This window comes from Bradyrhizobium sp. WU425, assembly GCF_021052305.1.
Taxonomy (GTDB): Bacteria; Pseudomonadota; Alphaproteobacteria; order Rhizobiales; family Xanthobacteraceae; genus Bradyrhizobium; species Bradyrhizobium canariense_D.
Genome location: NZ_CP088089.1, coordinates 3329557 through 3354331, shown reverse-complemented (window position 1 = coordinate 3354331; position 24775 = coordinate 3329557). Strand labels below are relative to the sequence as shown.

Here is a 24775-nt window from a genome sequence, read left to right as displayed (position 1 = left end):
GCGGAGCGACGGAACTGCAAACAAGGTAAACGCAGGTCGCGCACCGGTTCCGAGCGGGTTTGCCTCAACATTCTGGACCGCGCCGAAGCAGCGACAACCTGAGGCAGTACGCCTGACATATTGAAATCCGTTATTTGCCGGTGATAGTCTTCCACTTTTACTCGCGCTTTTGCTCTGACGCTGTCCAGAGAGTGTTTTTTGTGCTGGGGAGGAGATTTATGCGAGGCTCTCGCGCAATCGTTTACGTCGAACAACTTATCGAACTCACTTCTCAGCTCTCAGAATTGGAATATCTTCGAGATCTGGTCGAAGAAGCAGAGCGAAGCGCCCGCGGTGTGCCTCCATTACGCTTGACACATCCTCCGTCGCGCCGCGTTCGAAGTCGCAAAGCAGGCGCCATGTCTGTTCGCCTCCGTCGCCACGCGCCACTAAGCAGGAATGCAGAAGCTAGCAGTCCCCCTGACAACGACAACCAAGTCGATTGGACTTTGCTGGAGCCATTCCCCGACGGATGGTGGGCCTCCTTCTAAGCGCTGGCTTACCGCGCCTTGAGACTGTCCTTCTTACCTCATCGTCACTCACTTGCCTCCACCGCGTTCCCCTTAACTCCATACCGCGCGATCTCAGCACCCGAGGTGTCGACTACGATTACGACGGTGCCGCTAGCGTGGTCGTAGTCAGGATCGCTGCCGATCTCCCAAGCAACACGGGCGCCGTACTGCGCCGCCAGAGCGGCTGAGCTAAACATCTCCCCCGCGTCATCGGCCTGTGTCTCTCCGTTGTGAATGATGGGAAAAAAGTAGCGCTGCACAACAATGCCTCCGTCCTTTAGCCGCGATCATGCCCACATCTCGGGACGGTCGGCACCTGTCTAAAACGACAGGGTTCGTCAAACAGCGCCATAGACCATGGATGGCCCACACATTTAAAGCCCTAGAGACTTTGGTGCGCTCCCCCTGAGGGTGTGGACGGCTACCGCCCTTTTCGCTATCTCGGGCTCATGAGCCAAGAGGACGCAAGACGCTTCCGCGAGCAGGCGAACGAGTGCCGGCAACTGGCGGAGAAAGCCATCAGCCAGGACGCCGCTGAAGCATGGTTGCGGCTCGCCGGGGACTGGATGAAGCTCGCCGAAGCCGCCGAAAAACGCCAAAGTCGGTTCGACAGAGATTTCTGAGCGATCTCGGACAGCTTGCCTGCTGCAGCTAGCTGCCTGAGGAGTGGACACGGAAATACCCAAACGGCTGTGAACTCGTCACAGATGAGGTATGGTCAACCTTTCTATAAAAGGTCACACGATGACAGCGCCGCCCGATCATGCCAAAGACCTCGCGAGCATCTTTCATAAGCTTTTTGGCGGTGATCCCAGGACGCTCGCGATCCTGGCGGCATCCTACATTGAGACCCACCTAGTCGAACTGATCGTCCGTCGGCTACCTGGAATTGATGCGGAAATTCGAAAGCGTCTTTTTGACCCAATTCGAGGGTCAGTTTCGACTTTTGGCGCCAAAATCGACTTGGCGAGAGCGCTAAACGTCCTCACAGATCGCGGCCGTTCTTCAGCGTTGCTTGTCGCGAAGGTTCGGAACAGTTTTGCTCACAACCTTAGGCTATCGAGCTTCGATCATGCGGAAGTCGCCAAATACATCGATAAGATGGAGTACCACAGAGCGATTCAAATGACTCCAGATGGCTCACACGATATCGATAACAAAAACATGACAAGGGAAGAGGTTTTCAGCTATCTGGTTCGCCAGTTTTGCCTCGACATTAGCTTCTCCCTTGGAGGTGGAAACTGGGCAGTGAGCGACCTAGAAGACATCGAGCCCAAGTTGAGGCCGCGGCCGTCGCCTTCCCCAACCCCAACCCCAACAACAGCACCAGAGGGGTTTCTCTATCGTTAACAGATCGACGTAGCGGTTATTGGCTATGTCGGGACTTGCGTTACTCTCCATCTCTGCAACAATGCAACCATTGCGCGATGGAGGTTGCCGTGGCATTTTCAAGTCGTTTTAAGGTGTCAGCCTATAATGAGCATTACGAAGGTGAATATCCCGAGCGCGAGATCGTTTGGCGGAAGATTTGCGCCAGAGACAAGTCCTCGAACCTGAAAACGCTGTTGGGTGACCGGCCCGTCGAGAATGTCCTTGAGGTCGGGTGCGGGACCGGAGCGGTTCTGGCCGCGGTCAAGGAGCTTGGAGTCGGCAGCTCACATATTGGCGTCGATTATGCCGACCCGTCAAAACATCTGGACCCGCAGGCACGTGATCTAGACCTTAAACAGTATGACGGAAAACGGCTGCCATTTCCGGACCGCTCCTTTGATCTCGTGTTTGCAAGCCATGTCGTCGAGCATGTTCCGGAACCGCGCGGGTTCATTGAGGAGATGGCGCGGGTCTCTCGGAAGTTCGTCTATACGGAGGTGCCGTGCGAACTGCATCTGCGAACGTCCTTCCCGGCCATGCAGCGCTCCTTAAATATCGGGCACATCAACGCATACTCGCCCGAGTCCTTCTTGCTGCTCCTCCAGACCAGCGGCCTCGACGTCGAGAAACTCGACATCTTCGATCACTCGTCAGAGGTTCACGCTTTCCAGAAGGGGAAAGCCAAGGCTGCAATTTCGCAGACGCTGCGACGATCCCTGCTGTCCATCGACCGGGCCTTGGCTTCCAGGGTTTTCACCTATCACTGCGGAGCGTTGGCGACAGTCTCCTGAGGGGGAGTAAAAATACCTTTGGATCGCGCCGAGCAACCGTCAGCGTGAACGGCCATTGACAACGGAACTCGCCCATGGGTAGCTGTGGCATTTCAACTATCCCTTTGGTCGAGTTATGCTGTTTCTCGCGGGAATGCTGGTCGGCTCGCTGATAGTTCACGCCCTCCATTACGCCAGGTGCTTCCACGAGAACGTCCGCCGTGTCGAGCGCGGGGATCACTCAGTTCGACTTTTCCCTGACTGGCTCGGCCGAACGGTCGCGAGCGGCCTTTCTGACGAAAGTCGCGAGAGTGCTAGAACACCAATGGGTGAAGAGTTTCGATCTGCACGCTCTGCTAAGGTTGGATCTGAATCAGCGCCGCACAGCAAGGCGGGATCGTAACGGTCTGCCCGAAGTTGATCGGGGTTGGCGCCCCGCCCCATGTCCCGCCCACGCCAATGGAAGCGCCGCCGAGGGTCGGCGCCGCGTCATAGGGTCCGCTCCCCGACAGCATCAGCACGTTCGCGCTAGTCCAAACCGACGTCTGATCTGGCGTCACGACCAGGGAGTTCACCGTGTCATTGTTGGCAATGAGAATATTGGCGCTGCCGTTCGGACCGAGCGTGGCCAACGACGTGTGGTTGGCATTACTGTCAGTCTGCGCCTTGAGGATCTGTTGCCCCAAAACCTTCGAGAACAGGTAAATGCCGTAGAAGATGGCACCTGGCGCGCAGCTGATCAGATCAGGCTGGACCAGCAGCGCGCCATAGGCATTCGGCTTCACCGCACCGACGACAGGTCCGTTTGCCCAGCCGCTGCTTCCGTCCCACGCGAGGTTGTTATGCGTACAGAGGCCGGCAAAGCCACCTTTCGCAAACACCATTGCCTGATTCAGATACCAAATCGCCGCACAGAGGCGGTCACTCACGCCCGGCAATCCTCCGCCTGAAAAGCTGTTGCTTTCGGTCACCACTTGCGGGACCGAGCCGGCCCACTCGTTGTTGTTGAAGAAGCCCGTGGTGTTGGTCACGCTCAAGATGTTGGCGCGAATGGTAGCGATCAATCCCTCGGCCGTGTGCGGCGTGCCGAGGGCAACGTACCAATGCATCGTGATCGCCGCGAGCCCGTTCTTCGTGGGCGTAAGCCCGTTAACCAGGGTCGGGACCGGACTGAACGACAACTCGTCCGGCGCCATCAGAGCCGCAGCGGGCAGCGCCGCTATGAGCGAGCTGTAATAAGAGTTCCACCGGGCCGCATAGTTGCCGGTATTGAGATAGCCGCTCGCCATAGGCTCGTTTCCGAAATGAAACGAGACTTTGCTGCCCATGACCGCGTCGAGATAGCCGGCCTGCGTCGCAGCAAGTGCGGGGTCGTTGATGGCAAGGTCGAGACCGTAGAGACACTTCCATCCAGCGCCAAGAGCGGTCACGAAGGCGCCGAGATCACTGGCAAGCTGAGGCGTGAGGTTTGGAGCGGGCGACCAATCCTGATCGCTACCGCCCACCCTCAGCCTGCCGCTTGATCCGACCATCTTCGCAAGATTGATCAGCGAAGTGGCGGAGCCATTGAGCAAACCCTTCAACATCGTCGTCGTGTTGAAGCTGTAGCCGATGAAATCCGACGGGATCGTCAGACCGCCGGCCGCGAGGTTTGCCTTGATCGACAGTGCCCGCTGCGACGGCGCGGCCTGCGTATGGCTCAACATCATGCGGAATAACGGATACGGACCATCCCCGGACCGCCGGGGCCACCATTCGCGTTCGCGCCGCCGCCGGCGCCGCCACCGCCCCAACCAGACCAGGTTGGGCTTGAAGTAGCGTTGACGCCATTGGCGCTGCCCGGTTGTCCAGAGCCCCACCAGCCACCACTTCCGCCGCCGCCGCCGCCGTTTGCGGCGCCGGCCGCGCTCGGCCACATGATTGAGCTGCCGCCCGCACCACCGGTCGCGCCGGTGCTACCGCCGCCACCGCCGCCCGAGGACGGTAGCGCAAGGCCATAAGCCGTCGCAACGCTACTGCCGTTCGTATTGGCCGCACCGGATGCGCCGGCACCTGATCCTCGCCCGATGCCGCCTGCACCACCGACGCCCGCCGCGCCAGGACTTCCCGCGACACCCCCATTGATGATCGGAAACGCACTCGGATTGCCATTTTGCGTCGTAGCGCCAGAGATGGTGATCGTTCCGCCGTTCGTTGCGGGAGCGCCACCCGTCACTCCGCCAGCACCGGGACTTCCGATCGTGATAGTGAGCACGTCGCCAGGTGAAACCGACAGAGGAAAGCCGTTGACGGCGATCCCGGCGCTTCCACCACCACCCCCGGCGGTGTTTGCCGAATTCTGCCCGGCGCCGCCACCGCCACCCGGCGCGGCGCCGTCGATCCAGATCATATTTCCGACCAACGTCGACGGGATCGTAAGCGAATAGGTGCCAGCGCCCTCATACATGCGACTGGTCAGGCTGGCGAGAGTGGTCGCGACGCCAGGAACGGTGATCTGCGTCATTCGTAGTGCTCCTTAAGGCAGCGGCGCGTACATGGCGAAGTAATTGCCGCTGGCGTCTTGATAGAGGATGAGTTGATTGTTGCCGTTGCCGTCGACCCAATATCGATAGCCGTAGCCGGGCGGCAGCGCGGCGAGCCACACGTTCGCTCCCCCAAGGAGTGTGTACAGCTCCGTGAAGTCGGCCTGCGCCACCGCCCGGAGCTGCCGCTGCGACAGCCCCACATTGAGATATTGCGGCGACGAGGCCACGCCTTGTGACGTCAGCGCGGCATAGAGCTGGATAAAGTTGGCCCTGACGATCGCCAGGATCCTATCCGACGACAGCCCCGTGTTGAGATTGAGCGGCGACAGGCTCAATCCATATGCGGTGTTCAACAGCCCGTAGAGCTCGACGAAATTCGCCTGCGCTGCCGCGCGCAATTGCTCGGCCGAGAGACCGTCATTCAGGTTTTTCTGTGCCATGCTTAAGCTTCGAGCCTGTCCAGCGTGGCGAAACGGAATTCCTTCAGCGCACTGCCTTCGGTCGCGTTGACGACGTCGACGCCGACGGCAGCCGCGGCCTCATTCCAGCCGGCGAAGCCCGGCACGAATTCGCGCTGATAGATCTCGATGTCGCGCGGGCCCTTGTACTCCCCGTGACAGTGCTCCCGGCCACCGACGAAGCGCATGTCATAGCCTAGCAGCACCACACGAGCGGCGCCGAGCGCGATCGCTAGGCTGACGGCCGTATGTCCACTGGAGCGGCCCTGCTGGATCACGTGCGGGCCGCGGCTGAAGCCTGGCAGCGCCTGCGGATCGCCCTCGCCCTGCACGCGCTTGACCTTGTCCGGCAGCTCGCGCTTGGCGGTCCGCGACATCGAGATCACCAGCCCGGCCCAGTTCGCCACTAGCTCGCGCCGCGGCTCATACCAGCCGGAATCGGTGAAGAACAACACACTGGCCCAAGGCGCCAACACAGCGCTGGAATTGATAGCGATGGACCGGTGCCCGCGGATCCGGTCGCAGATTTCCGCCGTCAGGCTCGGGCCCGACGCCAGGCAGAAGATCGTCTCACCCTTGAACAGGGCTTGCGGCGACCAGAATTCGAGTTCGCGGGTGGCAGCTGCGATCAATGCCAGTGCTCCTTCACCCACTGCGCATGTGCGCCGGTGAGCTCGTGCGGCTTGTCGTTGCCGTGGAAATAAACGATGCGAGCATCGCCAAGCCCGCGATCGCGGACATGGCCCTTGAAGCTGACGACTTGGCCCGGGAACAGGTCGTCGATGAAGACGTGATCCTGCGCCCTCATCCATTCCATATCGTTTTCGCCGCGATGGTTGCGCCAGACGTGCTGCTGCCCGTCCGGGATTAGCGCGACGCCGTTGCATGCACGCGCCGGAAAGAAGGGATCGCGCGGCAGCGCGATGGTATCTGCGTTCAGGCAGTAGTCGGCCAAGTGGTCTATGCTGCCCGTGACGACCGTATCGAGCCCGACCAGCATCATCGGCACGCCAAAACGATATGGCTCGATGCAGGACGAATAATCGGGCGACTTCGACTTCATCCGGACCTGCTCGATGTGAGCCGGCAGGGGCCGCTCCCGATCAGTAAACAGCACGAAGCGGAACGGCTGCTTCAGGTTTCGGTCGAAGCCGTCATGGAGCTTGCGCACCCAGGACTCGTCATAGCACCGCGAGAACGGCAGCGAGGCGTCGTTCGCATCCCACAACAACGTCGCGACCGTCAGCATTTGAGCGCCTCGCGCATCCGCGCCCGCGCGTAACGTGTCTCATGCTTCTCGGACAGCGGCAGCATCTTGCCCTCGCGGGTATAGAGACAATCCGCCGGCACATTGCGGTCGACCACGGCGCCGGCGGCGACCATCACGCGCTTTCCGAGCACGACGCCCGGCAGGATGACGGCATTGGCGCCGATGCTCACCCAATTGTGGATCCGCACCGTGACGAAGCCGGACTGAAACTTCTTGAGGTCGAAGCCCGTTTTGTAGGTCCGTGGCCAGCGGTCGTTGCAGACCGTGACGTTCGGGCCGATGAAGACGTCGGCGCCGATCAGAAACCCCGGCCCCATCGCCACACCCTGCGAGATGATGCAGCGATCCCCGAACACCGGCCCGTCGAGCGTGGCGCTGGACGCCACGGTACAGTCCTCACCGAGCACGGCCCCGCGGATCACACTGGCGAACTGCCAGACGCGACTGCGCGCACCAATACTGACGCTCGCATCGGCGAGCGCCCGCTCATGAATGAACGCAGACGGGTCGATCATGGATCAGGAGCCCGGCGTCGAACCGGGCGGCTTCTCGGAGCCGTCCCCATCCGGCAAAGGGACGTTGCTGATCTGGTTCAGATTATCGAGCGCCTCTTTCGAAGCCTGCGAGACCTGCTTGGCGAAGGCCGAATAGCGCTTCGCGACGCTGGCCTGCTCGGCATAGGCGGCCTCGAGCTCGGACGCCGCGGCATCAGCCTCGGCGTCCGCTTGCTTCATCAGATTGCCTGCCGCGTTGGCCAGCCGCTGAATGCCGCGCATGGTCGGTTGCTCGCTCGGTTTGGAGAGCTCGGTAATCGAGGTCCGGAGGTGGCGATCGAGACGATCGCCTTCCGGCGTCACGTAGGGTTGCGGCGAGCCTTCTCGGTCTCGATCGCCTTCAGCGCCTCGTCCTTGGACTGAACCTGGTCGTCGCTCAGCGATTGGCCGAGTTTGATCAGATCACCATCGGCAACCTTCGACAGATCGTCCGGAATCGTGATCTTGCCGCGGGTCTCGAGCCTGGCAGCGGCCCTCGCGGCCTCCGCATTGGCCTTCGCGCGACCCCTCTCGGCGGTTTCGTCGAGCTCAACGGCATAGCCGCGATCGATGTACGCCTGCGCATAGCTGTTCTCGACGCGGTCCTTGCCGAAGTCGACAACCTGATCTTTCTCAAAGACCACGTCCTTATCGCGCGTTTCGCCGCGGAGGATGTGCTGCTGAACGAACTGGATCTTCATGACCGGCTCCGGTTTTCAAAAACTGCCCTATACCCTAGACGCGAAAAAGCCCCGCACGAGGGCGGGGCTTTCTAGCGACTACTGATCGAGAGAGTGAGCAGTCAGTCGACAATCATCGAGTCGAGGGCATCCTTCGGGTAGCGCGGCTCGTGTCCGAAATACATTGCGGAGCCGAGCTGGGCGTTGGTGCCGATGTCGGCGATCGAGACCTGGATGCAATCGAAGCCGCCGTTGACGTCCAGATCTTCGGCCTTGATGTCGATCACGATGATGGCGGCCTGCTCGGCGAGGTCCGTATTGATCCAGGTGCCGTTGGTGGTGTTGAAAGTGTCGTTGGTCGCCGGCGATGCCGACGTCGACTTGGTGAACTGATCGACAGCCAGCAGGTTGGTCGCGGCCTGCTTCTTGCGGACCTCGGTGAAGCCGAGCGCTTTCGAGCCGGTACCGGACACGTCGGTCGCCTGCTTAACACTGATGGTCGGATCGTCACCGGGGGTACCGACCGCCTTGAAGATCACGATCGCCATGCGGCCGTAGCCCTTCATGCTGACCCAGTCGCCGGTGTTGGCGGCGGTGTTCATCGCGACCGGCAGGAAGCCCTGCGCGATCTGGTTTTTCTCACAGAAATGCTGGTTGAAGTCCATGTCGGGTGTTCCCTTCGAGAATGGCGCCGCGTGGCGCGCGAGGAAAAACTTTGGGGAGAGCGAGGCCTGCGCCGGTTAAGGCGCAGGCTCAGTCGGATCAGCGCGCCTGCAGCGTGACGGCCCAGGACAGCGTGTTGCTGCCGTTCTGGCGCGCGATCGGCGCGGACCAGGCCGGCTGGCCGTTGACGCGGAAGATGAACCGGAACGCCGTCAACGCCTGGTCGAAGAACAGGTGGATCGAGGTGTCGGTCTGGACCCCACCACCCGCCTTGGTCAGAGCCCAATACTGGCTCAGGTCGCACAGGATGATGTCGCCGAGACTGCCGAGCGCGGAGCAGGCCTCGATCGGCACGACCGGACGGCCCTTCAGGCGGGCGTACGGCGCATCGTTGAGACCGCCGGGCGGCAGGTAGACCGGCGTCGACGACGCGGCCGTCGGCGTGAGACCGTTGCCGACGAACGCCATGCCTTCGAGCTGGGGCTCGACATCCTGGTTGACCAGCCAGATGGCGTTGCTGCGCCAGCCGGCATACATCCGCGCCCACATCTTGTTGATGTTGGCGAACCACACGGTACCGGCCGGCTGCGAGGTCTCCTTCGAAACCTGAATGACCGACGCGCCCACCGCGGCGTAACCGGGGATCATGCCCAGCGGCTGACCGGCGCCGGTGCCGGCGACGATCGCGGTGTTGATCTTCGACGTCATCTTCTGCGGCGCCTTGGCATTAAGCCAGGACTCGAGGCCCGCGGCGTCCTGCATCATCTCCTCGCTGATCGGCACCAGCGCCGACAATTTGGAGAGACGCAGCTGGCCCATCTCGAACAGGCCCTTGGACTGCGGGATCTGCTGGCCCTCGCCCTCCCAATAGACCTGCACGCCCTTGGTGGTGTCCCAAGGCGTGACCTCGTCCTTGGGAATCGTCAAGCTGTTGCCGTCCGTGGTCAGAGGCGTGCAGCGCGACAGCAGGCTTTCGATGCCGTTGACCTTCTGCCAGATGTTGGCGGAGAACGAGGGCGGGATCAGGAAGCCACCGTCGGCACCGACGCCTTCGTTGCCGAAGGTGGTCGCGGCGTTGCGCAGGCGGGTCACGTGGTCGGTCACGTTGCCGCGGTAGTGGTTTTGCACGGTTTGCGCGAACTCGCCGAACGAGCGGAAGCCCATGCGCTGGGCGTCCTGCCGCGGCTCGGCGGGCACGGTGCGACGGCCGCCGCCGGCAGGCTCGGTTCGCGCTTCTGCCGAAGAGCGCCGGCCCTGGCCGGTCGGCTGCAGCAGCTTCAGCGCCTTGATCTTCTTGGTGAGCTTCTCGAGCTCACTGGTGTGAGCCTCGATCTCGTCGGTCTCCTCGTCGGTGAGGTCCTCGCCGGCGTCTGCACGGACGCGGAAGGCGTCCATCGCGGCATTGATCTCGGTGACGCGCGCCTCGAGATCGGCGAGCACCGGCGCGTCCATCCGGATGTCGTGGATCGACATCGCACCGAACGAGATCGCGCCGGCCGCAGCACATACGGCCAGGCGCGAGAACGAGGACAATGCGAGCAGCTTCGTTTCGCCCAGAAGGGCGTTCTTCATGGTCATAGAATTCTGTCCTTCTATGGGCTGTCTCGTCTCACGACGGGACCTATGATGCGGCCGATCTCACATCGGTCGCGATTGACGCGGCGCATCACTGCGGCGCGTATCCGTCTGCAGACGGAATCTCGTATCAGGTGGTCAGCGCCGCGATCCGCGCGAAGGCGGCAGCGGCGCGGCGGTTGTTCAGCTTCAGCGCCGAAGGGACCTTCTTGAAAGTCTCCAGCGCCTTCGGATTGCTGACGCAGGCGGCGATCTTCAGATTCTCGACCATGCGGTCGGCGAAGCCGTTCTCGACGGCTTCGGCGCCGGTCATCCAGGTCTCGTCGTCCATCATCTGCGTGATCTTCTTGCGATCGCCCTTGGTGCGCGCCGCATAGACGTCGATGATGGTGTTATTGACGGTGTCGAGCATCTCGGCGGAGCGGCGCAGCTCGCGCGCATCGCCCATGGCGATGGTGTAGGCGTTGTGGATCATCACGAAGGCACCCTCGGCGATCTCGATCTCATCGCCGGCCATCGCCAGAAACGATGCAGCCGACGCCGCCAGCCCGTCGATGTGGACGATCTTCTTGGCCTTGTGCTCATTGAGAAGCGAATACATCGCCTTGCCGTCGAACACTGAACCGCCTTCGGAGTTGATCCGAAGGTCGATGGTCTTGACGTTGCCGAGCGCCTTGAGATCGTCGGCAAACTGCTTGGCGGTCACGCCCTCTCCGAACCAGTCGCCGCCGATCACGCCGTAGACGTAGATCTCGGCGCTATTGGTCGCCTTGTTGGCGACGACGCGATAGCCGCTCGGCTTGGCGCCGGCGGTTGGCTTGGCCTTGATCGGCACCACGGCGTTGAAGATCGGAAAGCGCTTGCTCATCTCAGACCTCAATTCGGAACGAGGACCTGGAAGGTCTCGCCATTGACGGTGATCTCCCGGACCATCAACCGGTCCAGATCCTTCGACGTGATGCCGGCGCGGAACACGTCGCCGATCTCGATGTTCGCCCCGGGCTCTCCGCGCGGGCCGATAGGACCGACATCGCCGCGCGGACCTTGCTTGCCGATCAGGCCCTGCAATCCCTGCTCGCCACGGGGACCGGCCTCGCCGCGCTCACCGCGCGGGCCCGGAAGTCCTTGATCACCTTGCGGGCCCATCGGGCCGCCTTCGCCGCGCGGGCCAGGCTCACCGGTTTCACCGCGCGGGCCGGCGTCTCCTTGCGGGCCGATCGTGCCGGCCTCGCCCTGAGGACCGCGCTCGCCCTGGACGCCGGGCAAACCATCGCGACCGTCGCGGCCGATCGGGCCTTCCGGACCCTGCTCGCCGCGCGGCCCAACTTCTCCCGCCGGACCTCGCTCGCCGACAGATCCAATCTCGCCTCGCGGTCCGATCTCGCCACGCTCGCCTTGCGGCCCTGCTTCACCTTGCGGACCAGCCTCGCCGCGTGCCCCGGCCACCCCGGGCTCACCCTGCGGGCCGGCCTCACCACGCTCGCCTGGCGCACCGCGCTCGCCCTGGGGACCAACTTCGCCACGTTCGCCAGCTGGGCCCTGCTCGCCCTGCGGACCAGCCTCGCCGCGCTCGCCAGCCTGACCCTGTTCGCCGGCTGGACCGGCCTCGCCGCGCGGCCCTTGCTCGCCCCGCTCGCCGATCGGCCCGACCTCGCCGCGCGGGCCTGCTTCGCCCGCAGCGCCGTGTTCGCCCTGGATACCATCGCGACCATCGCGGCCGAGCGGCTTCTGCTCGAGCGCGCTGACGCGGCCGACGAGCCGCTCGACCAGCGCGATGGTGCGCTCCAGCAGCGAGACCGGCTTTTCCGGCGGCGGCGTTTCGCCGCGCGCGAGCATGACGGGAGACTTAGACATGCGCGGGATCGCCCATCAGCTGCTCGATCGCGTAAAGCCTTCGGGCGATCCGCGCCTGCGTCTCTTCGTCCTCGCCGACTTCCGGCGGGGTGACGGGCTCGGCACCATCGCTCTGGGCCGGCGCCGGCGTCGCGCCAGGCGCGGTGTCAACCTTGCCTTCGGCGATCTGCTTCAGCGTGACGTTCTGGCCCTGCATGGTGTGGATGTCGCCCTCGGGACCGAGCGTGTTCTCGTCCTCGAGCTCGAGGATGCGGTTCGGCGAATAGGCGCCTACCGACGACATGCCCTTGTAGTAAGCGATGCGCGCGGCCATATCGCCGCGCATCAGGCCGCGCATGTCGATCTTGGTGTAGAGCTTCTGTCGGTTCTGGCCGAACAGCTTAAATTCTGCCTCGTCTTCGAAGCGCTTCACCCAGGGCGAGATGCTGTCGACGACGACTTCGATGCCCTGCGACTCGATGTTCGTAAACGTGGCGCGCAACAGGTGCATAACCTTGTGCGGCGGCGCGCCGGTCCAGCGACACTGCTCCTCGATCAGGAACTGGTGCACCTCGATCAGCTGCGAGTTGATCGCGTTGAAGCCGATCGGCTTCCAGTCGGCATCGTTGTCGAGGAAAGCGGTCCGGTGGGCATTGTTTGGACCCTTGTAAAGCTGATCGAATTCCGCCTTCTGCCGCTTTAATCCATCTGGCTTCAGCGGCTTCTTGTTGATGACGACGCCGGCGGGATTCATGCCGTTGCCAAAGAAGGCGGCACCAAACAGCTGCGCGGCGCGAGCCCAGCCGAGCGACTGTGCCGCGTAGGAAATCACGTTAACGCCGACAGGACCTTCCCCGAAGCCGCGGACGTGAAACATATTGGCGGCCGCGAGAATGGTCTTGCCGCCCTCCGTCGTCCCGCGCTGATCGATCTCGTAATAGAGATCACCGGCCTCGATGACCGTACCATACGCATCTTCGGCAGGCTCAATCGCGCGGCAGACCATGACCCGCTCGGGATGGATCGGCCACATCGCAAACGGACGCCCGAGTTGATCGGGCTCGATCTCGGCATAGCCGTTGCCCCAGCGCAAGGCCCAATGCATCAGCGTCTCGCGGAACTGGAATGAGGACCACTCCTTGCTCGGCCGTTTCCAGAGCAGGTAGTCGACGCCGTGCGACGACTGAATCTCGGGCCCGCTCTTGCCGTCCTTTTTGACGTGCCAAGGCAGCACAGCAGTCGTCTGCGAAAGATAGCGGAATGCTGCCCAGACCGCAGACAACGTCATCGCCAAATCCGGCGTCATGCCGACGCCAGCGAGCGTGCGAACCGGATTGGAGACGCGGGCAGCACCAGGATGGCGCTGGTCGGACGTCACACGCGCGAGGATTCCCATGTCAGCCCTCCCCTGCGCTGCCGTTGATGCGCCCGGCGAAGATCGCCACCGCGGAAACGATCGCACCTGGCACGATGAAGGCCGCCGGCGGCCAGACCTGCCAGAGGCCGACAGCCAAGAGCACCAGACCGGACACCAGCATGACATCGCGCGCGTCGATGTTCGCACGGGCCCAGACGGCGATCGCTGCAAATGCCTTACGCATACAGATCGTCCCGATCGTTAGCGGCCAAACGCGCGTTGAAATGCTCGCGCATCTCTTCGAAGCGAGGATGCTGCGGATCACGGAGGATCGCCGCCTCTTCAGCAAGCGATGCCGCGGATTCAGCATCCGATTGCGGGTCTTCGCCGTCGTCCATGGTGTCGAACACCGAGCGGCCACCGGACTCGGGATTGAGCGTCATCAGGTGTGCCGCATTGAAGAGCGCGATCAACGGGTCGATCTTTCCGAAGCCGGCTTCCTCGCGCGCGATGCGTGAGGCTGTCGTTGTCAGGACCACGCGCGCATTGCCGACGCACCAGTTCAGGAGCTCGGACCCGCAGTGGAGGAAGGTCCGGTCGCCGAGCTTGCGCTCCACCGTCTTGTAGGCCCCCATCAGACCGATGCCCTGTCGCACTGCGTCGAGCGTCTCGGCATCTTGCGTGATGTCGATGCCCGCGAGCGCGTCCACAATGGCGCCGATGCCGGCGGCGTCGACGCCGACCTGCGCCAGCAACCCGCCGTCCCGCACCCGCTCGACCAGATCGACCACGAACCTGATGTCGAACGGCAGCTCGCCTTCGATGCTGATCTGCGGCGGAAACTCCGCGAGCAGCGCCGCGACATCGGGATCGCTCTCGGCCTCTTCAGCGTCCTTGTTGTGAAAGCGGAAGATCGTGAGATCGCCCGCTGCGAGAAACTTGCGGTACTCGTTGATGTTCGCCTTGCGGCGATAGAGCCCGATGGTCGAGATCAGCGCATGGGACCAGCCCAGCCAGCGCTTGCGTCCCTTCTCGCGTCCGACAACGCCGATGCCGAGCAGGTCGTCCAGGCCGCCGCCGTCCAGCCCCATCGTGACGACTTCGCTGCGGTCTAGGATCGCCTCGAGTGTGAGCGATGGATCGCTGCCGCGGTCCCAGAGCTCGGCGCCGGCCCAACCGTCGGCACGCTGTGACATGCCGGCCTGGACGTTGAGAAACTTCGCATCCCAGTCGATCAGCGAGGCCTTGCCGCTGCGAGCAGCCTCGGCACGCTTGCCGATCAGGAAGTTCGGATCGACCGACTTGCCCCAATTTGGATTCGGGATGAACCAGTTCTCCGGCTTCTCGTAAGCCTTCGACTTGATCATCTCCTCGGGAAATTCGTAGATGATCGGGAGACTCTGCGGATCGACCAGCTTGCCGTCGCGGATGTTGCGGAAGTCCTTCAGCTTCTGATCGAAGATGCCGGCGGGCGGCTTCGGCGATTGCGTCGTCAGATAGATCACGAAGCCCTCGGGTCGCGAGTTGAGACCGCCCTCGGCCTCACGGATCATCGATTCAGCATTGGCGCGTTGGCCGAACAGCCAGAGCTCGTCGATCAGGAGCCCGATCGTCTTCTTGCCCGACACCGTTTCGCTGTCGGCCGCGGCGACCTTCAGAAAAGCGCCCGTCGTCCTATGCGTGATCAGCCGTTGGCTGTCCTGGACGTGTAGCAGCTTGAGCAGCTCCTCGTCAGCGCGGATCATGTCGCGTGCCGGGAAGAACGAATTGTCCGCGATTTCCTTGGTCGGTGCCAGGATGTAGAACTCGCCACTCTCTCGCCAGTTGCGCAGCAGCGCGGTGACCATCACGCCAGCGGCCAGCGTCGACTTGGTGTTCTTCTTCGCAACGTGAAGAAGGAAATACCGGATCAGCCTGCGGCCGAGATTGGCGGGGTCGGAGATGCCCTCTGCATCGTACGAGCCAAACAGGATGCGCGGGAGATCATAGACCCACGGCAGGCAGCATTCGGCTATCGTGGGCCGGCCGGGCACGTCGACCAGGATCAGATCCCGGAAGATCGACAGAGCCGCTTCCGCTTCATCCGGAAAGAGCGCGTCGAACGTGACCAGCGATTGCCGGTTGACGATGCGTTCCTTCCAGTCGAGGCACGCGGTCGACCATTTGGGCATCATGTTCACTGGACGGTCTCAAGCCTACGCGAACCAGGCGCCGCCGGCGGCGCGTACTTGCCGGCGGCAGCATTGCGGGCGGCGACGGCGGCTTCTTCCTTCTTGCCCATTGCCTTCGGCTGCAACCCTTCCGGCACCTTCGCCACCTGCACCGTTCCCACTCCTCGATCGAGGAGCGACTTCGCGGCCGAAACCCTCGCGCCCTCGGTCTCGCCGCGGGTCGCGATCGCGCCGAGCACCTCGATCGCCAGGTTGGCGTACTTGCGGGCCTCGACCCGGATCTCATCGCCGACCACCGCTGCCGGCCGGATGCCGCCGAACAGCGACAGCTGCGAGAGGCCGCCGACGTCGACCGAGGGCTTGCCGTAGCCGCGGTCGAGGATGGCGTTGGCGGCGTTCACCTTCGCCGTCTCGCTCTTGCCGTGGCAGAGCTGCTTCACTAGCGAGGCGATCGCGCCGCGGGAGTAGGCCTGCGCTGTCGACTCGATGTCATCGGGCGCCGGCGCCGCCAGGGCCGCCTCGAGATCGATCGCCGGCAACGCCGACGTCGCCTTGTGCCCCTTCGGCTTCCGGCCAGCGCCAGGGCGTTTGCCGCCGCGCTTGGACCTCGGAGCCGTGTCGTCGCCAAAACTCATGGGCCGTTTGATTTCTTTGATTCAGTTCGATTAATTCAACGCTCTGGGCCCAGAAAAAATTTCTGCACATGACGAACCATGCGGTTCCCGCTCCTTAGGCGCCAGAGATTGAAGGCCCCCCTCGCCCTCGGGCGCGAGCGGCCCTGGCTTCGGCCGTCTTGCGACCGTGGCACGGCGCACAACGCAACAGCACGTTCGATGGATCGAGCTTGGGTCCACCATCAGCGATCTCGATGATGTGGTCACCGTAGAGCCGAACGCCATCGCGCGGCTTGGCTATGTCGTGCTGTGGATCCTCACATCGCCTGCCCCGAACCTTGATGATCTGCCTCATCAAGGCCTTCCACTCGGGCGACAGGTAGAACGGCAGCGCGTCCTTCGGCCTGACCGAGATGCGCACATTGCGCGCGGGCGGTCTCAGCTTATGGCCCAACACCCGCAACTTGCCGGCCACATCAATCACCGTGAAAGGGCTGCCGCCTGCATGATGCAGTCAATGCAGGCGGCGCGGCCAAGTCTAGGGAGGAAACGCCCAAGGAGGGCAGCGGCAACGCAAGCGCTACCGCACACCCTATGCAAACGCAGAAGCCCGGCACGTTTCCGTGTCCGGGCTTCAGGTAGATTGCCAGCTGTCCGCTCCAGCGATCGTTTCTGTCATGACGCGCCTGTCGGACAGCGCGCTCTGGTATTGCTTTGGGCACATTGATGGCTGGGGAAGAACGCTTTCGTTCTTCGATGTGTTGTCCGTTCCAGCATTCCGTGATGCGGTTGGTACTAGGACAGCCCCAAGGCGCGCATCAAGGTCTGATTCCGTCCCTCGCTGTCAAGCTGTAGTATGTCGTCGAACGCCGACCATGCACGGGTTGTTATGATCTCCGCTCGCAGATCAGCCTCGGTGATCACCTTCGGCTTGGCCACCACTTTGGCTTTGGCACCCTTCCGGTTTTTCCAACGGCGTTTCTTCTTGGACTTAGATCGCTTGACCGGCGCTGGCTCAGGCTCAGGTTCGGGCTCGATATCGATGATCACGGGGCGCTTCAGGTTCTCCATAGCGCGCACCACATCGATCTCGGCATCGGTCAAGGCGCCGACGATCTCAACAACACCAGGAATGCCCGTGATGCACTGCCAGTGCTGGTCGCTGTACCACATGAACACGAAGAGATAGCCCGAGAACATCGGAACGCGGCGATCGAGCTTGCGGCCGCGCCTGACAACGGTTTCATCTACTTCCGGCACATAGACGCCGAAACGATGCTGGGCGAGAGCTTCGGCGACTTCCACCTGCGCAGACGCGAAGACTTCAACGACGTGCCATCGCGGGTCCAACCCTTCGACCATTTCGGCAAACCGCGGATCACGCGATTGCGCAGGCCGGAGCAATTCAGCACGCACGTCCGGCGACAGGTTCTCGAACGCTTCCGCGATCGGTTTCATTCGATAGCTCCAACATCTCGATTTTCCCTGTCGATTTGCTGGCAGTCTGGAAACTGTACCCGATCGGTACAGTTTCTCGGTCTAGTCGTTCGAAAGCTTGCCCAGAGCTTCCAATAGTCAAAAACGCTTAGTTGTTAATCCATTCTGTTTCTTTCGAGGGTTTGCGAGGGTTAGAGAGGGTTTGAGTAGAGGGTTTAAGACGCAGAATAATAAATGATCTTCGATGGTTAGAGAGAGAGTGCGAGGGTAGAGAGGGTTTGTCCGTGTAACGCCTGAGTCATCTTGTTTGCTGTGCCTGCCCATGAGCACCACGCCATGTGCGTCCGCTTCTCCTCTCGCATGTGTATGCGCGCGCGAGACCCTCGCAACCCTCGACGGAAACGCAAACGCCGTTGCGGCACAGGCACATGTCGAATGTCGAGGGTTTTTGATTGACCCTCGACAAACCCTCGCAAAAGCCGCGACCCTCGGTGATCTATTTGCAACAGCGACGCCCTCTCATCGTCAGATTTCCTCATCGCCGGGATACTTGGATGGCGGTTGATAGCCATCATCGGGTGGTGAGGATGGTGAGCTCTGCTGATGCGGGCTTTCGGGCACGTCGTGCAGCGCGACGTCGACGTAGCGATGGATGCGGCCGCTGTCGTCGCGTTTGAACTTCTTCTTCATCGTGCGGCCGAACCGGGTTTCGTGCATGTGCGCCTTGCCGTTGGCTTCGCTCCACGCCTTGTAGGCAAGGAACATCGCGCGCGCGGGCACGCCTGGTCCGCCGGCATCAGGCTTCACATGCGCGTCGGCGAACTGGCCGACCGGGTCCATCTCGGCGAAGTGCTCGGCTGTCGTCTGCAGCACGTCCTCGGAGAGGATGAAACCGTTGTTGAGAAAATCCAGCGCGCCGCCGATTAGCCAGTTGAGGATGCCGGAGCCTTCGGCAACGATCTCCGAGACGACGTCCTCGAAGTCGCGGTGTCTTTCCGGAGGAAGCGTCACCGACCATTCCACGATGGCCAGGCGTCGCTTCATGCCGCCGTCCGAGCCGTCGAACTTCGGCTCGCCGTTGCCGCTCATGTGGGGCTTGGCCGTCGGCTTGAATTCGAAATAGCCCTTGTACATCGTCCGCACCGGCCAGCGTTCGCCGCCGGTCAGCTTCTTGATGGTCTCCATCTTGAGCGGAGCATCCTTCGGCAGCTCGGCGATGCGCAGGTAGCGCTTGGCGTAGCAGCGCGCGATGTCGGGCGTCGGTGCGCTCGGATTGTTCGCGACCACGCCCGAGACCGTTTCCGCCGGCACGCCGACCGACAGCCCGTCGCCGAACACGCGCGCCAGCACCTCGAGGAAGACGCTTTTGCCGTTGCCGCCGGTGCCGGTGTGGAACATGACGCGCTGCACCGGCTGCGCCGTAAGGCTCATCCCGGAGTATTGCTGCACGGTGCGGCGCTTCTTGGCCTCCGGCTGGAACAGATCGAGGAAGACGTTGAACTCGCGAGCGGTCGCACCCTTCTTGTAGGCGTAGGGAATGACGGCGGTCAGCAGGTCCTCGCGATCGTGGCCGGGCTTGGCGACCATCTCGTACTGGACGCGGCCGTCGACGACGAGCGAGCGCTTGCCGTCCGGGTCCGGATTTTCCGGGTCCAGCTTCGGCACGAACGATAGCGTGTGGGTCAGGGTCGCGACCTTGAGCGGATCCGCGTTGAAGGCGTCGGGATGCCGGCGAAGATGCGGCGCGGCGCATTTGATCATGGCGGCGATGCGGCCGGCGTTCTTGGTGGCGATGCCCCATTTCTTGCGATTGGCGCGCCGCGTCGAGAGCGCTGTCCGCGCCTTTTTCCCCGCAGCGACGATCGCGCCGAGCTCCTCAACCCTCGCAAATTGCTCGATCGTATCCGAAACGAGGTCTTTGAGCTCCTTGGCCGCCGCCTCGGCCGCGTTGACCGCGCGCGCCTCCGAATTCGAGAACTCGATGTAGGCCGCTTCCAGCTTGATCAGGTCGCCGACGCGCTGGCCGATCAGATGCGCCAGCGCTTCGCCGCCGGCGAGATCCCAGTGCGTGCCGGTCCATGCCAGCATTTGCCCGGCTGCAACGTCGTCTTCCTGCCGCACCATGAGGTCGCGGCCGAAATAGGCGATCAAGCGCTTGCCGTTGTCGACGTCGGACTGATCCAGCTCCGCGCATTCGCGGAATGTCTCGTCGCTGATCTCGTCGGTCGGAGGGCCTTGGTCCTCGTCTTGGTTTGCGAGGGTTTCGTCCTGCTCCTCTTTTTCCCCCGAGGGGGTGCGGGGGGAGGATGAAGCGAAAGAAGAAGTCGAAGACAAAAACGCAGGGTCCGGCCGATCGGCCGGGAAAGAGATCACATTGTCGCCCGCCTCTCGCGGGCGCCCATGCATATGAGGTGCTCCAAGCGCCGCTGAAGCGGCGCGTCGCACCTCGGTCAGATCCCGGGGCGACTTCCTGCCAAGCTTCAGGCCGGCGGCGATCGCGCTCTTGACGGCCTTCGCGCCCAGGTCGCGGATCAGGCCGACGCCGGCGGCCGCGTCCTCAAGCGAGGCCTTGGCGAAGCGTTCGTCGATCGCGCCGGCGGCCGTGAGCTGGCCGAGCTGCTCGGCGATCGCAGACAGCATCGGCGCGCGGTCGTCGCCCTCGGCCGCGCGGATCTGTGCTAGGCCGGCGTTCAGCTGCTCCAGCCCGAACTTGCGTTCGGCCTGTGCGAGAGTTGAGGGATCGACGTCGACGAACGCGGGCGCGTTGTCGACCAGGTCGAGGACGGCCTCAAGGGTCATGCAGCGGCCGCCTTCAGCAGGTCATTGAAATCGAGCCCGGATGGCGCAAAGGCGATCCGGATCACGCGCCCTTGCCGCGCGTAGCGTCGCGCTGCGCGTTCCATGGCGTTTTCGGTCAGTACCTTCTCGCTGTCGCCATCCCCGAGCAGGATCAGTTCCTCGACGGACTCAGGGATCGACAATCCGGCATCGTCGAGGTCAGGGAAGCGATCGGGCACCTTCTGAGGCTGGCCGTTCGGCCGCTTCAAGGTCGGGTGATTGATCGTCTTGTTCGCCCGGCCGGCGAGATTGCCGAGATCGCCGGCGGCCCAGAAGGCCATGTCGTCTAGATCGCGTCCGGCCTGGTGCATCGCGGTCCAGACCGACAGCACGGTCTCGATCCCCTCACCGATCACCAGGCGCCGCGGCGCGTCGTGCATCACGATGGCGATATAGGCGCCGGTCTTGGAGCCGCGCATCTTCTTCGAGTTGAGGACCTCGCCGGAATCGGGATCGAGGATCTCGGCTTTCACCGGCGCCGGCGCGGTTACGTCATCAGGCGACGTAACGACGTTCAGCCAGGTCAGGTGCAGCCCGCCGAACTTGCCATCGGGCCGGATGAAGGCGCCGCACATCGCCGGACCCGAATAGATCTGCCGCGGTGACTTGCGGCCGCGCTCGTCGATCGTCTCGCCGTGCCAGTAGGACATCGTGGGCAGGAAGCGCAGACCGGGACAATGTTCGGGCAGCACCAAGCAGCGGCCCTCGAGATAACGGGCGGCGATGGTGTCGTTGATCGGCATCGCGCTCTTCCACGTCCGGAACAGCCGCTTGCGCTCGGCCTCACGGTAGTCGGCCGAGGTCTTTTCCCGCGCCAGGCGCTTACGCTCGCGTTCCTCGAACAGCTCCTTCGCGCGGGCAGCATCGATCTCGGTACGGCCGCCGAGCTTCTCGATGGCGGCGCGGAAGTCGCAGCCCTCGACCTGCTGCACCAGGCTGATCACATCGCCGCCCGTGTTGCAGTGGGCATAGCAGGCCCAGCTGTTGTCCTTTTCAAATACCTCGAAACGGCCCGACATCACCTTGCCGCCGCACATGGGACAGGCACCGAGCAGCTTTCCGCCCGATCGACGCAGCTTGGTGTAACCCGATGCCACGTCAAAGATCGGGTTGCGGGCGCGGATGTCGTCGAGTTCGTCGTCGGTGATGCGGGCCATCAGTCGGAGGCCTCGCTGTCGCCCGCGGCATCATCTTCTGCCGCGGCCGGCGCCGGCGCACTCTCGGCCGCCAGAGCCGCCATGCGCCGCTTCAGGCGCTCGAGCAGATCCTGGTCGCTGTTGATGGCGTCGATCAATCGAACCATGCCGGCGAAGTCATCGCGGCGCTCTACCAGGTGAGGCCCCGGCTCCTTGATGCGGCCATCCTTGACCCAGTAGTCCTGGGTGATCTCGATGCGCTCCGCTTCCAGCATGGCAGTGCGCTGCATGCGGATGAGCGTGGTTTTGCCCGGCGGTTTCACAGCGGCTCCCATTTGATCAAGACGCCGACGAACGGGCCGAGGCGCTTGCCGTCATGCTCCTCGAGCCAGAAGGTGCGCATCGCGGCCCAGTCGTCGAAGCCATCCTTGGCGGCAAACCCGTCGAGATGCTTTGCATTCAGCCGCGCGCTGTAGACGATCTCATGATCGCAATCCGGGTTGATGACGATCCGATCGCCGTGGACGAATACCCTGATGGCGTGGACTGATTTGCACCTGCCGTCGCCGACCTTGAAACACTTCGTCGTCCGCATGGCGTAATAGAGCTGGAGCGTCTCACCAGGCCGGGCATGCCGGCGCCGGCCGTTAGCGCGGATGGTCTGGCGTTTCGGGCGGATCGGCTGGCCCGGCAGATAGCCGCCGAGCTCATAGTACAGATCAAGCACCGGCAGCCCGAGGCCGACGCGGATCGGGGCGACGAAGCGAGCTTTGTAGGAATAGGCAACCATCAGGCCTCGCCCTCCGGCGGACTGGCGCCGATCGGCACGACACCTGCGGCATTGAGCCAATCGTTGATCTTGATGAGGGTAAGGCGCTTGGCGTCGTCAATGTCGCTTGCTGGGCGCCAGCTGGTGGCCGAGGCCTCGGGCAGGCTCAGTCGGAAGCAAGCCCGATACCGGCTGCCGTCGAGCGGGCTGATCTCGCCGACCCGCACCTTGCCCAGCATCACAGCCTCGCGGCCGAGCGTCAACGGCTCGAACGACACCACGCCCTCATGCCCCTCGCCCGCCATCACCGCTACTTCTTCTTCGCCGGCTTTTTGGCGACCTTCTTGGCGGGCTTCTTGGCCGCCGCCTTGGCAGGCTTCTTCGGCCGCGCCGAGGCGAGTTTTCCGGTCGCCTTCTTCACCGGCGGCCCGTCATAGCCCTTGATGCGTAGTGATTCCGGCAGCCATCCCGTTGGCGGTACGTTGGCGATTGCAAAAGCCGCGATCTCCGGCGTCTTGTTCTTTTCCTGCTGGCGCGCAATGTCGGCGCCCAGGGCTTCCTTGATCGCGGCGAGAGAGAGCGCTTTCGGGACGCTGCTAAAGTAATCCTTGGAGTCGAACGCTCCTCTCAGGGCGGAGTTCATGGCCTCGGGTTTGATGGCGTCGCAGATCAGACCAGGATTGCCCTTCAGCAGATTGTCGTCATTGCTGGAGAAGCGCTGGAAATTGAGCGCGGCGCCAGCGACCAGCACCAGCAGTTCGACCCGTGCGGCGGGCTTCAAGGCCCGTGCCAATTCCAGATTGTCGGCGAACTTCTTCGCGCCGAGCAAATCGAGCTTCGAGGCACCGAGGCCGTTGACACTGGCCTGGATGCCGTCGGTGTTCATGTTGGAGGCAAACTTTGCCAGCAGGACTGAGATCGCGAGATCCGGATCCTGAATCAGTGCGGTCTCTGCCGCGATGGTCAGTTGGACCGAAAGGCGCTGGATCAACGCCTGAGACAGATCCGGCTCGGCCGCTTTGCCGGTCTTTTTAGCGGGAGACTTGATCTCGGGTGGCTCGCCAGCCGTCGGCGACCGCGCTGCGGCTTCCGAGGCCGATGCCGCCGGCGGACGGTTGATGCCGTACTGAACCTCGAGATTGCCGTCGCCGTCGACCGCGACCACGCACCCGAGTTTTGCTTTCTGCTTGTCGCTGAACGCCCGCGGCATGACCGAGGCCTTCAAGGCATCGATCTGGGCGCCTATCGCCTGTTCGGCCTCCCAATCATAGTCCTCGGCCTTCTCGATCGCATCCGCTCGCTTCGCCAATTCCTTGGCGCGGACCTCTTCCTCCGGCGTGAAGAATTTTTCGACATCGACGCGCGTCGTCGGCCAGCTGCGCCAGGACTTCGGGAGATCAGCCTCGACCGCCGCCCACTGCCAACCGTGGTCGACAACCAGGCGATCGCATTCCTTCGCGAGGCGCTCGCCAACCATGGCCTTCAGCAGCACGTCGTCGGATACGATGTGCTGTTCTTTGAACAGATCCTCGGCGACGTGACCCCCGCGCGCGCGGTACGCATCCATCCCGACGAAGTTGACCAGGACGCCGATATCCTCATTCGGCTTGACGCCGAGCTCGGCCCGGATGCTGTGCCGATCGAGGTCGTTTTCCTTCACGAGCTTCTTGAACAGCTTGTCCTGGCTCTGGTGGTCGGCGGCCAGCGTGAACGCCTGGGCCACCTCGGCCTTGATCTCGCCCTTGCGCCAGGCGTTCCGGATCATGGGCGAAAGACGTCCGAGTGCGAGCGCCTGGCGGACCTGCTTGTGCGCCATGCCATACTGCTGGGCGATCTCCTCCTCGGTCTTGCCGTGTTCCTCGAGGCGGGCGAAGGCCTCGTACTGGTCGACGGGGTGGAGCTGCTCGGCGGTGATGGCGGTGGTCAGCGAATATTCGAAGGCCTTGTCGTTATCGACCTGGTGCAGGGTGCAGCCGATCGGCTGGTCCGCGCCCTCGCCGTACATCATGCGGAACGCCGCGAGGCGCCGGTTGCCGTTGGCGACCGAGAAGAAGCCGTCGCCGGCATCCTTGACGACGAGGTTTTCGATCTGGCCGTTGGCGTTGAGGTTGGCGGCAAGAGCGGCAATGCCGTCGTCGCGGCCGGCGACGCGGGCGTTGATGCCCTCGCCGTCTTCGTGGCCGAACTTGAGCATCTTCAGCGGGACCTTGATATCCATGGCGGC

Annotated in this window: 28 protein-coding genes; 3 read left to right on the top strand and 25 right to left on the bottom strand. The window is 63.1% G+C overall.

From position 1 onward, the window contains the following. Positions 1 to 574: 574 nt before the first annotated feature. Entirely contained in the window at positions 575 to 748 is a 174-nt protein-coding gene (locus tag BcanWU425_RS37710; RefSeq protein ID WP_445818655.1) for a hypothetical protein, read from the bottom strand. A gap of 216 nt (positions 749 to 964) precedes the next feature. On the opposite strand from BcanWU425_RS37710, the gene BcanWU425_RS16100 reads away from it, so the two are divergent. The 3 genes from BcanWU425_RS16100 (at position 965) to BcanWU425_RS16090 (ending at position 2713) form a co-directional block, all read left to right on the top strand. Continuing rightward, on the top strand, positions 965 to 1174 hold the full coding sequence (locus BcanWU425_RS16100; protein ID WP_231190653.1) for a hypothetical protein: 210 nt from the start codon (positions 965 to 967) through the stop codon (positions 1172 to 1174). A gap of 121 nt (positions 1175 to 1295) precedes the next feature. Beyond that, the gene (locus BcanWU425_RS16095; protein WP_231190652.1) at positions 1296 to 1901 is read left to right on the top strand and encodes a hypothetical protein; all 606 of its coding nucleotides are present in this window, start codon (positions 1296 to 1298) and stop codon (positions 1899 to 1901) included. A gap of 89 nt (positions 1902 to 1990) precedes the next feature. Then, the gene (locus tag BcanWU425_RS16090; RefSeq protein WP_231190651.1) at positions 1991 to 2713 is read left to right on the top strand and encodes a class I SAM-dependent methyltransferase; all 723 of its coding nucleotides are present in this window, start codon (positions 1991 to 1993) and stop codon (positions 2711 to 2713) included. A gap of 335 nt (positions 2714 to 3048) precedes the next feature. Here the strand turns inward: BcanWU425_RS16090 and BcanWU425_RS16085 are convergent, their stop codons facing one another. The 24 genes from BcanWU425_RS16085 to BcanWU425_RS15970 form a co-directional block, all read right to left on the bottom strand. Further along, positions 3049 to 4401 carry a hypothetical protein gene (locus tag BcanWU425_RS16085; protein ID WP_231190650.1) on the bottom strand — a complete coding sequence of 451 codons (1353 nt, stop codon included), beginning with the start codon at positions 4399 to 4401 and terminating at the stop codon, positions 3049 to 3051. After that, positions 4398 to 5195, bottom strand: coding sequence for a hypothetical protein (locus BcanWU425_RS16080; protein ID WP_231190649.1), 798 nt, complete (start codon positions 5193 to 5195; stop codon positions 4398 to 4400). Before BcanWU425_RS16080 ends, BcanWU425_RS16085 begins: the two co-directional genes overlap by 4 nt. Before the next feature lie 12 nt (positions 5196 to 5207). Further along, positions 5208 to 5657: a hypothetical protein gene (locus BcanWU425_RS16075; RefSeq protein ID WP_231190648.1), complete on the bottom strand. Its 450-nt coding sequence runs from the start codon at positions 5655 to 5657 to the stop codon at positions 5208 to 5210. A 2-nt stretch (positions 5658 to 5659) separates the two neighbouring features. Continuing rightward, positions 5660 to 6307, bottom strand: coding sequence for a hypothetical protein (locus BcanWU425_RS16070; protein ID WP_231190647.1), 648 nt, complete (start codon positions 6305 to 6307; stop codon positions 5660 to 5662). Then, positions 6304 to 6924 carry a hypothetical protein gene (locus BcanWU425_RS16065; RefSeq protein ID WP_231190646.1) on the bottom strand — a complete coding sequence of 207 codons (621 nt, stop codon included), beginning with the start codon at positions 6922 to 6924 and terminating at the stop codon, positions 6304 to 6306. Before BcanWU425_RS16065 ends, BcanWU425_RS16070 begins: the two co-directional genes overlap by 4 nt. Beyond that, positions 6918 to 7460 carry a DapH/DapD/GlmU-related protein gene (locus BcanWU425_RS16060; protein WP_231190644.1) on the bottom strand — a complete coding sequence of 181 codons (543 nt, stop codon included), beginning with the start codon at positions 7458 to 7460 and terminating at the stop codon, positions 6918 to 6920. The genes BcanWU425_RS16065 and BcanWU425_RS16060 overlap by 7 nt, the downstream gene beginning before the upstream one ends. Positions 7461 to 7463: 3 nt before the next feature. Then, a complete protein-coding gene (locus tag BcanWU425_RS16055) occupies positions 7464 to 7721 on the bottom strand; it encodes a hypothetical protein (protein ID WP_156948876.1) in 258 nt (85 codons plus the stop codon). 77 nt (positions 7722 to 7798) lie between these two features. Beyond that, on the bottom strand, positions 7799 to 8179 hold the full coding sequence (locus BcanWU425_RS16050) for a hypothetical protein (protein ID WP_231190642.1): 381 nt from the start codon (positions 8177 to 8179) through the stop codon (positions 7799 to 7801). 101 nt (positions 8180 to 8280) lie between these two features. Beyond that, positions 8281 to 8823 carry a hypothetical protein gene (locus BcanWU425_RS16045; RefSeq protein ID WP_231190640.1) on the bottom strand — a complete coding sequence of 181 codons (543 nt, stop codon included), beginning with the start codon at positions 8821 to 8823 and terminating at the stop codon, positions 8281 to 8283. A gap of 97 nt (positions 8824 to 8920) precedes the next feature. After that, positions 8921 to 10399, bottom strand: coding sequence for a phage major capsid protein (locus BcanWU425_RS16040; RefSeq protein WP_231190638.1), 1479 nt, complete (start codon positions 10397 to 10399; stop codon positions 8921 to 8923). A 127-nt stretch (positions 10400 to 10526) separates the two neighbouring features. Continuing rightward, positions 10527 to 11264, bottom strand: a complete 738-nt coding sequence (locus tag BcanWU425_RS16035; protein ID WP_231190636.1) for a head maturation protease, ClpP-related — start codon at positions 11262 to 11264, stop codon at positions 10527 to 10529. Positions 11265 to 11272: 8 nt separating this feature from the next. After that, a complete protein-coding gene (locus BcanWU425_RS16030) occupies positions 11273 to 12250 on the bottom strand; it encodes a hypothetical protein (RefSeq protein ID WP_231190634.1) in 978 nt (325 codons plus the stop codon). Continuing rightward, on the bottom strand, positions 12243 to 13625 hold the full coding sequence (locus BcanWU425_RS16025) for a phage portal protein (protein WP_231190633.1): 1383 nt from the start codon (positions 13623 to 13625) through the stop codon (positions 12243 to 12245). Before BcanWU425_RS16025 ends, BcanWU425_RS16030 begins: the two co-directional genes overlap by 8 nt. Position 13626: 1 nt before the next feature. After that, positions 13627 to 13830 carry a hypothetical protein gene (locus BcanWU425_RS16020; RefSeq protein WP_231190632.1) on the bottom strand — a complete coding sequence of 68 codons (204 nt, stop codon included), beginning with the start codon at positions 13828 to 13830 and terminating at the stop codon, positions 13627 to 13629. Then, the gene (locus BcanWU425_RS16015; protein WP_231190884.1) at positions 13823 to 15760 is read right to left on the bottom strand and encodes a terminase large subunit domain-containing protein; all 1938 of its coding nucleotides are present in this window, start codon (positions 15758 to 15760) and stop codon (positions 13823 to 13825) included. Before BcanWU425_RS16015 ends, BcanWU425_RS16020 begins: the two co-directional genes overlap by 8 nt. A gap of 2 nt (positions 15761 to 15762) precedes the next feature. Next, positions 15763 to 16392: a hypothetical protein gene (locus BcanWU425_RS16010; protein WP_231190631.1), complete on the bottom strand. Its 630-nt coding sequence runs from the start codon at positions 16390 to 16392 to the stop codon at positions 15763 to 15765. 94 nt (positions 16393 to 16486) lie between these two features. Then, the gene (locus tag BcanWU425_RS16005) at positions 16487 to 16846 is read right to left on the bottom strand and encodes an HNH endonuclease signature motif containing protein (protein WP_231190630.1); all 360 of its coding nucleotides are present in this window, start codon (positions 16844 to 16846) and stop codon (positions 16487 to 16489) included. A gap of 320 nt (positions 16847 to 17166) precedes the next feature. Further along, on the bottom strand, positions 17167 to 17829 hold the full coding sequence (gene nusG / locus BcanWU425_RS16000) for a transcription termination/antitermination protein NusG (protein ID WP_231190629.1): 663 nt from the start codon (positions 17827 to 17829) through the stop codon (positions 17167 to 17169). Between the two features lie 504 nt (positions 17830 to 18333). After that, complete coding sequence (locus BcanWU425_RS15995; protein WP_231190628.1) at positions 18334 to 20607, bottom strand: DNA primase family protein; 2274 nt, start codon at positions 20605 to 20607, stop codon at positions 18334 to 18336. Then, positions 20604 to 21803, bottom strand: a complete 1200-nt coding sequence (locus tag BcanWU425_RS15990; RefSeq protein ID WP_231190627.1) for a DUF7146 domain-containing protein — start codon at positions 21801 to 21803, stop codon at positions 20604 to 20606. Before BcanWU425_RS15990 ends, BcanWU425_RS15995 begins: the two co-directional genes overlap by 4 nt. Continuing rightward, positions 21803 to 22105: a hypothetical protein gene (locus tag BcanWU425_RS15985; protein WP_231190625.1), complete on the bottom strand. Its 303-nt coding sequence runs from the start codon at positions 22103 to 22105 to the stop codon at positions 21803 to 21805. The genes BcanWU425_RS15990 and BcanWU425_RS15985 overlap by 1 nt, the downstream gene beginning before the upstream one ends. After that, a complete protein-coding gene (locus tag BcanWU425_RS15980) occupies positions 22102 to 22572 on the bottom strand; it encodes a hypothetical protein (protein WP_231190623.1) in 471 nt (156 codons plus the stop codon). Before BcanWU425_RS15980 ends, BcanWU425_RS15985 begins: the two co-directional genes overlap by 4 nt. Continuing rightward, positions 22572 to 22856: a hypothetical protein gene (locus tag BcanWU425_RS15975; protein ID WP_231190621.1), complete on the bottom strand. Its 285-nt coding sequence runs from the start codon at positions 22854 to 22856 to the stop codon at positions 22572 to 22574. The genes BcanWU425_RS15980 and BcanWU425_RS15975 overlap by 1 nt, the downstream gene beginning before the upstream one ends. Positions 22857 to 22861: 5 nt before the next feature. Further along, positions 22862 to 24769, bottom strand: coding sequence for a ParB N-terminal domain-containing protein (locus BcanWU425_RS15970; RefSeq protein WP_231190619.1), 1908 nt, complete (start codon positions 24767 to 24769; stop codon positions 22862 to 22864). Positions 24770 to 24775 lie beyond the last annotated feature (6 nt).

Bases quoted from the DNA above. Each gene is read 5' to 3' on its own strand.
- BcanWU425_RS37710 (WP_445818655.1), bottom strand. From the start codon at position 748: ATGTTTAGCTCAGCCGCTCTGGCGGCGCAGTACGGCGCCCGTGTTGCT.
- BcanWU425_RS16095 (WP_231190652.1), top strand. From the start codon at position 1,296: ATGACAGCGCCGCCCGATCATGCCAAAGACCTCGCGAGCATCTTTCAT.
- BcanWU425_RS16085 (WP_231190650.1), bottom strand. From the start codon at position 4,401: ATGATGTTGAGCCATACGCAGGCCGCGCCGTCGCAGCGGGCACTGTCG.
- BcanWU425_RS16080 (WP_231190649.1), bottom strand. From the start codon at position 5,195: ATGACGCAGATCACCGTTCCTGGCGTCGCGACCACTCTCGCCAGCCTG.
- BcanWU425_RS16075 (WP_231190648.1), bottom strand. From the start codon at position 5,657: ATGGCACAGAAAAACCTGAATGACGGTCTCTCGGCCGAGCAATTGCGC.
- BcanWU425_RS16065 (WP_231190646.1), bottom strand. From the start codon at position 6,924: ATGCTGACGGTCGCGACGTTGTTGTGGGATGCGAACGACGCCTCGCTG.
- BcanWU425_RS16060 (WP_231190644.1), bottom strand. From the start codon at position 7,460: ATGATCGACCCGTCTGCGTTCATTCATGAGCGGGCGCTCGCCGATGCG.
- BcanWU425_RS16055 (WP_156948876.1), bottom strand. From the start codon at position 7,721: ATGCGCGGCATTCAGCGGCTGGCCAACGCGGCAGGCAATCTGATGAAG.
- BcanWU425_RS16050 (WP_231190642.1), bottom strand. From the start codon at position 8,179: ATGAAGATCCAGTTCGTTCAGCAGCACATCCTCCGCGGCGAAACGCGC.
- BcanWU425_RS16045 (WP_231190640.1), bottom strand. From the start codon at position 8,823: ATGGACTTCAACCAGCATTTCTGTGAGAAAAACCAGATCGCGCAGGGC.
- BcanWU425_RS16040 (WP_231190638.1), bottom strand. From the start codon at position 10,399: ATGACCATGAAGAACGCCCTTCTGGGCGAAACGAAGCTGCTCGCATTG.
- BcanWU425_RS16035 (WP_231190636.1), bottom strand. From the start codon at position 11,264: ATGAGCAAGCGCTTTCCGATCTTCAACGCCGTGGTGCCGATCAAGGCC.
- BcanWU425_RS16030 (WP_231190634.1), bottom strand. From the start codon at position 12,250: ATGTCTAAGTCTCCCGTCATGCTCGCGCGCGGCGAAACGCCGCCGCCG.
- BcanWU425_RS16025 (WP_231190633.1), bottom strand. From the start codon at position 13,625: ATGGGAATCCTCGCGCGTGTGACGTCCGACCAGCGCCATCCTGGTGCT.
- BcanWU425_RS16020 (WP_231190632.1), bottom strand. From the start codon at position 13,830: ATGCGTAAGGCATTTGCAGCGATCGCCGTCTGGGCCCGTGCGAACATC.
- BcanWU425_RS16015 (WP_231190884.1), bottom strand. From the start codon at position 15,760: ATGATGCCCAAATGGTCGACCGCGTGCCTCGACTGGAAGGAACGCATC.
- BcanWU425_RS16010 (WP_231190631.1), bottom strand. From the start codon at position 16,392: ATGAGTTTTGGCGACGACACGGCTCCGAGGTCCAAGCGCGGCGGCAAA.
- nusG (WP_231190629.1), bottom strand. From the start codon at position 17,829: ATGAAACCGATCGCGGAAGCGTTCGAGAACCTGTCGCCGGACGTGCGT.
- BcanWU425_RS15995 (WP_231190628.1), bottom strand. From the start codon at position 20,607: ATGACCCTTGAGGCCGTCCTCGACCTGGTCGACAACGCGCCCGCGTTC.
- BcanWU425_RS15990 (WP_231190627.1), bottom strand. From the start codon at position 21,803: ATGGCCCGCATCACCGACGACGAACTCGACGACATCCGCGCCCGCAAC.
- BcanWU425_RS15980 (WP_231190623.1), bottom strand. From the start codon at position 22,572: ATGGTTGCCTATTCCTACAAAGCTCGCTTCGTCGCCCCGATCCGCGTC.
- BcanWU425_RS15975 (WP_231190621.1), bottom strand. From the start codon at position 22,856: ATGGCGGGCGAGGGGCATGAGGGCGTGGTGTCGTTCGAGCCGTTGACG.
- BcanWU425_RS15970 (WP_231190619.1), bottom strand. From the start codon at position 24,769: ATGGATATCAAGGTCCCGCTGAAGATGCTCAAGTTCGGCCACGAAGAC.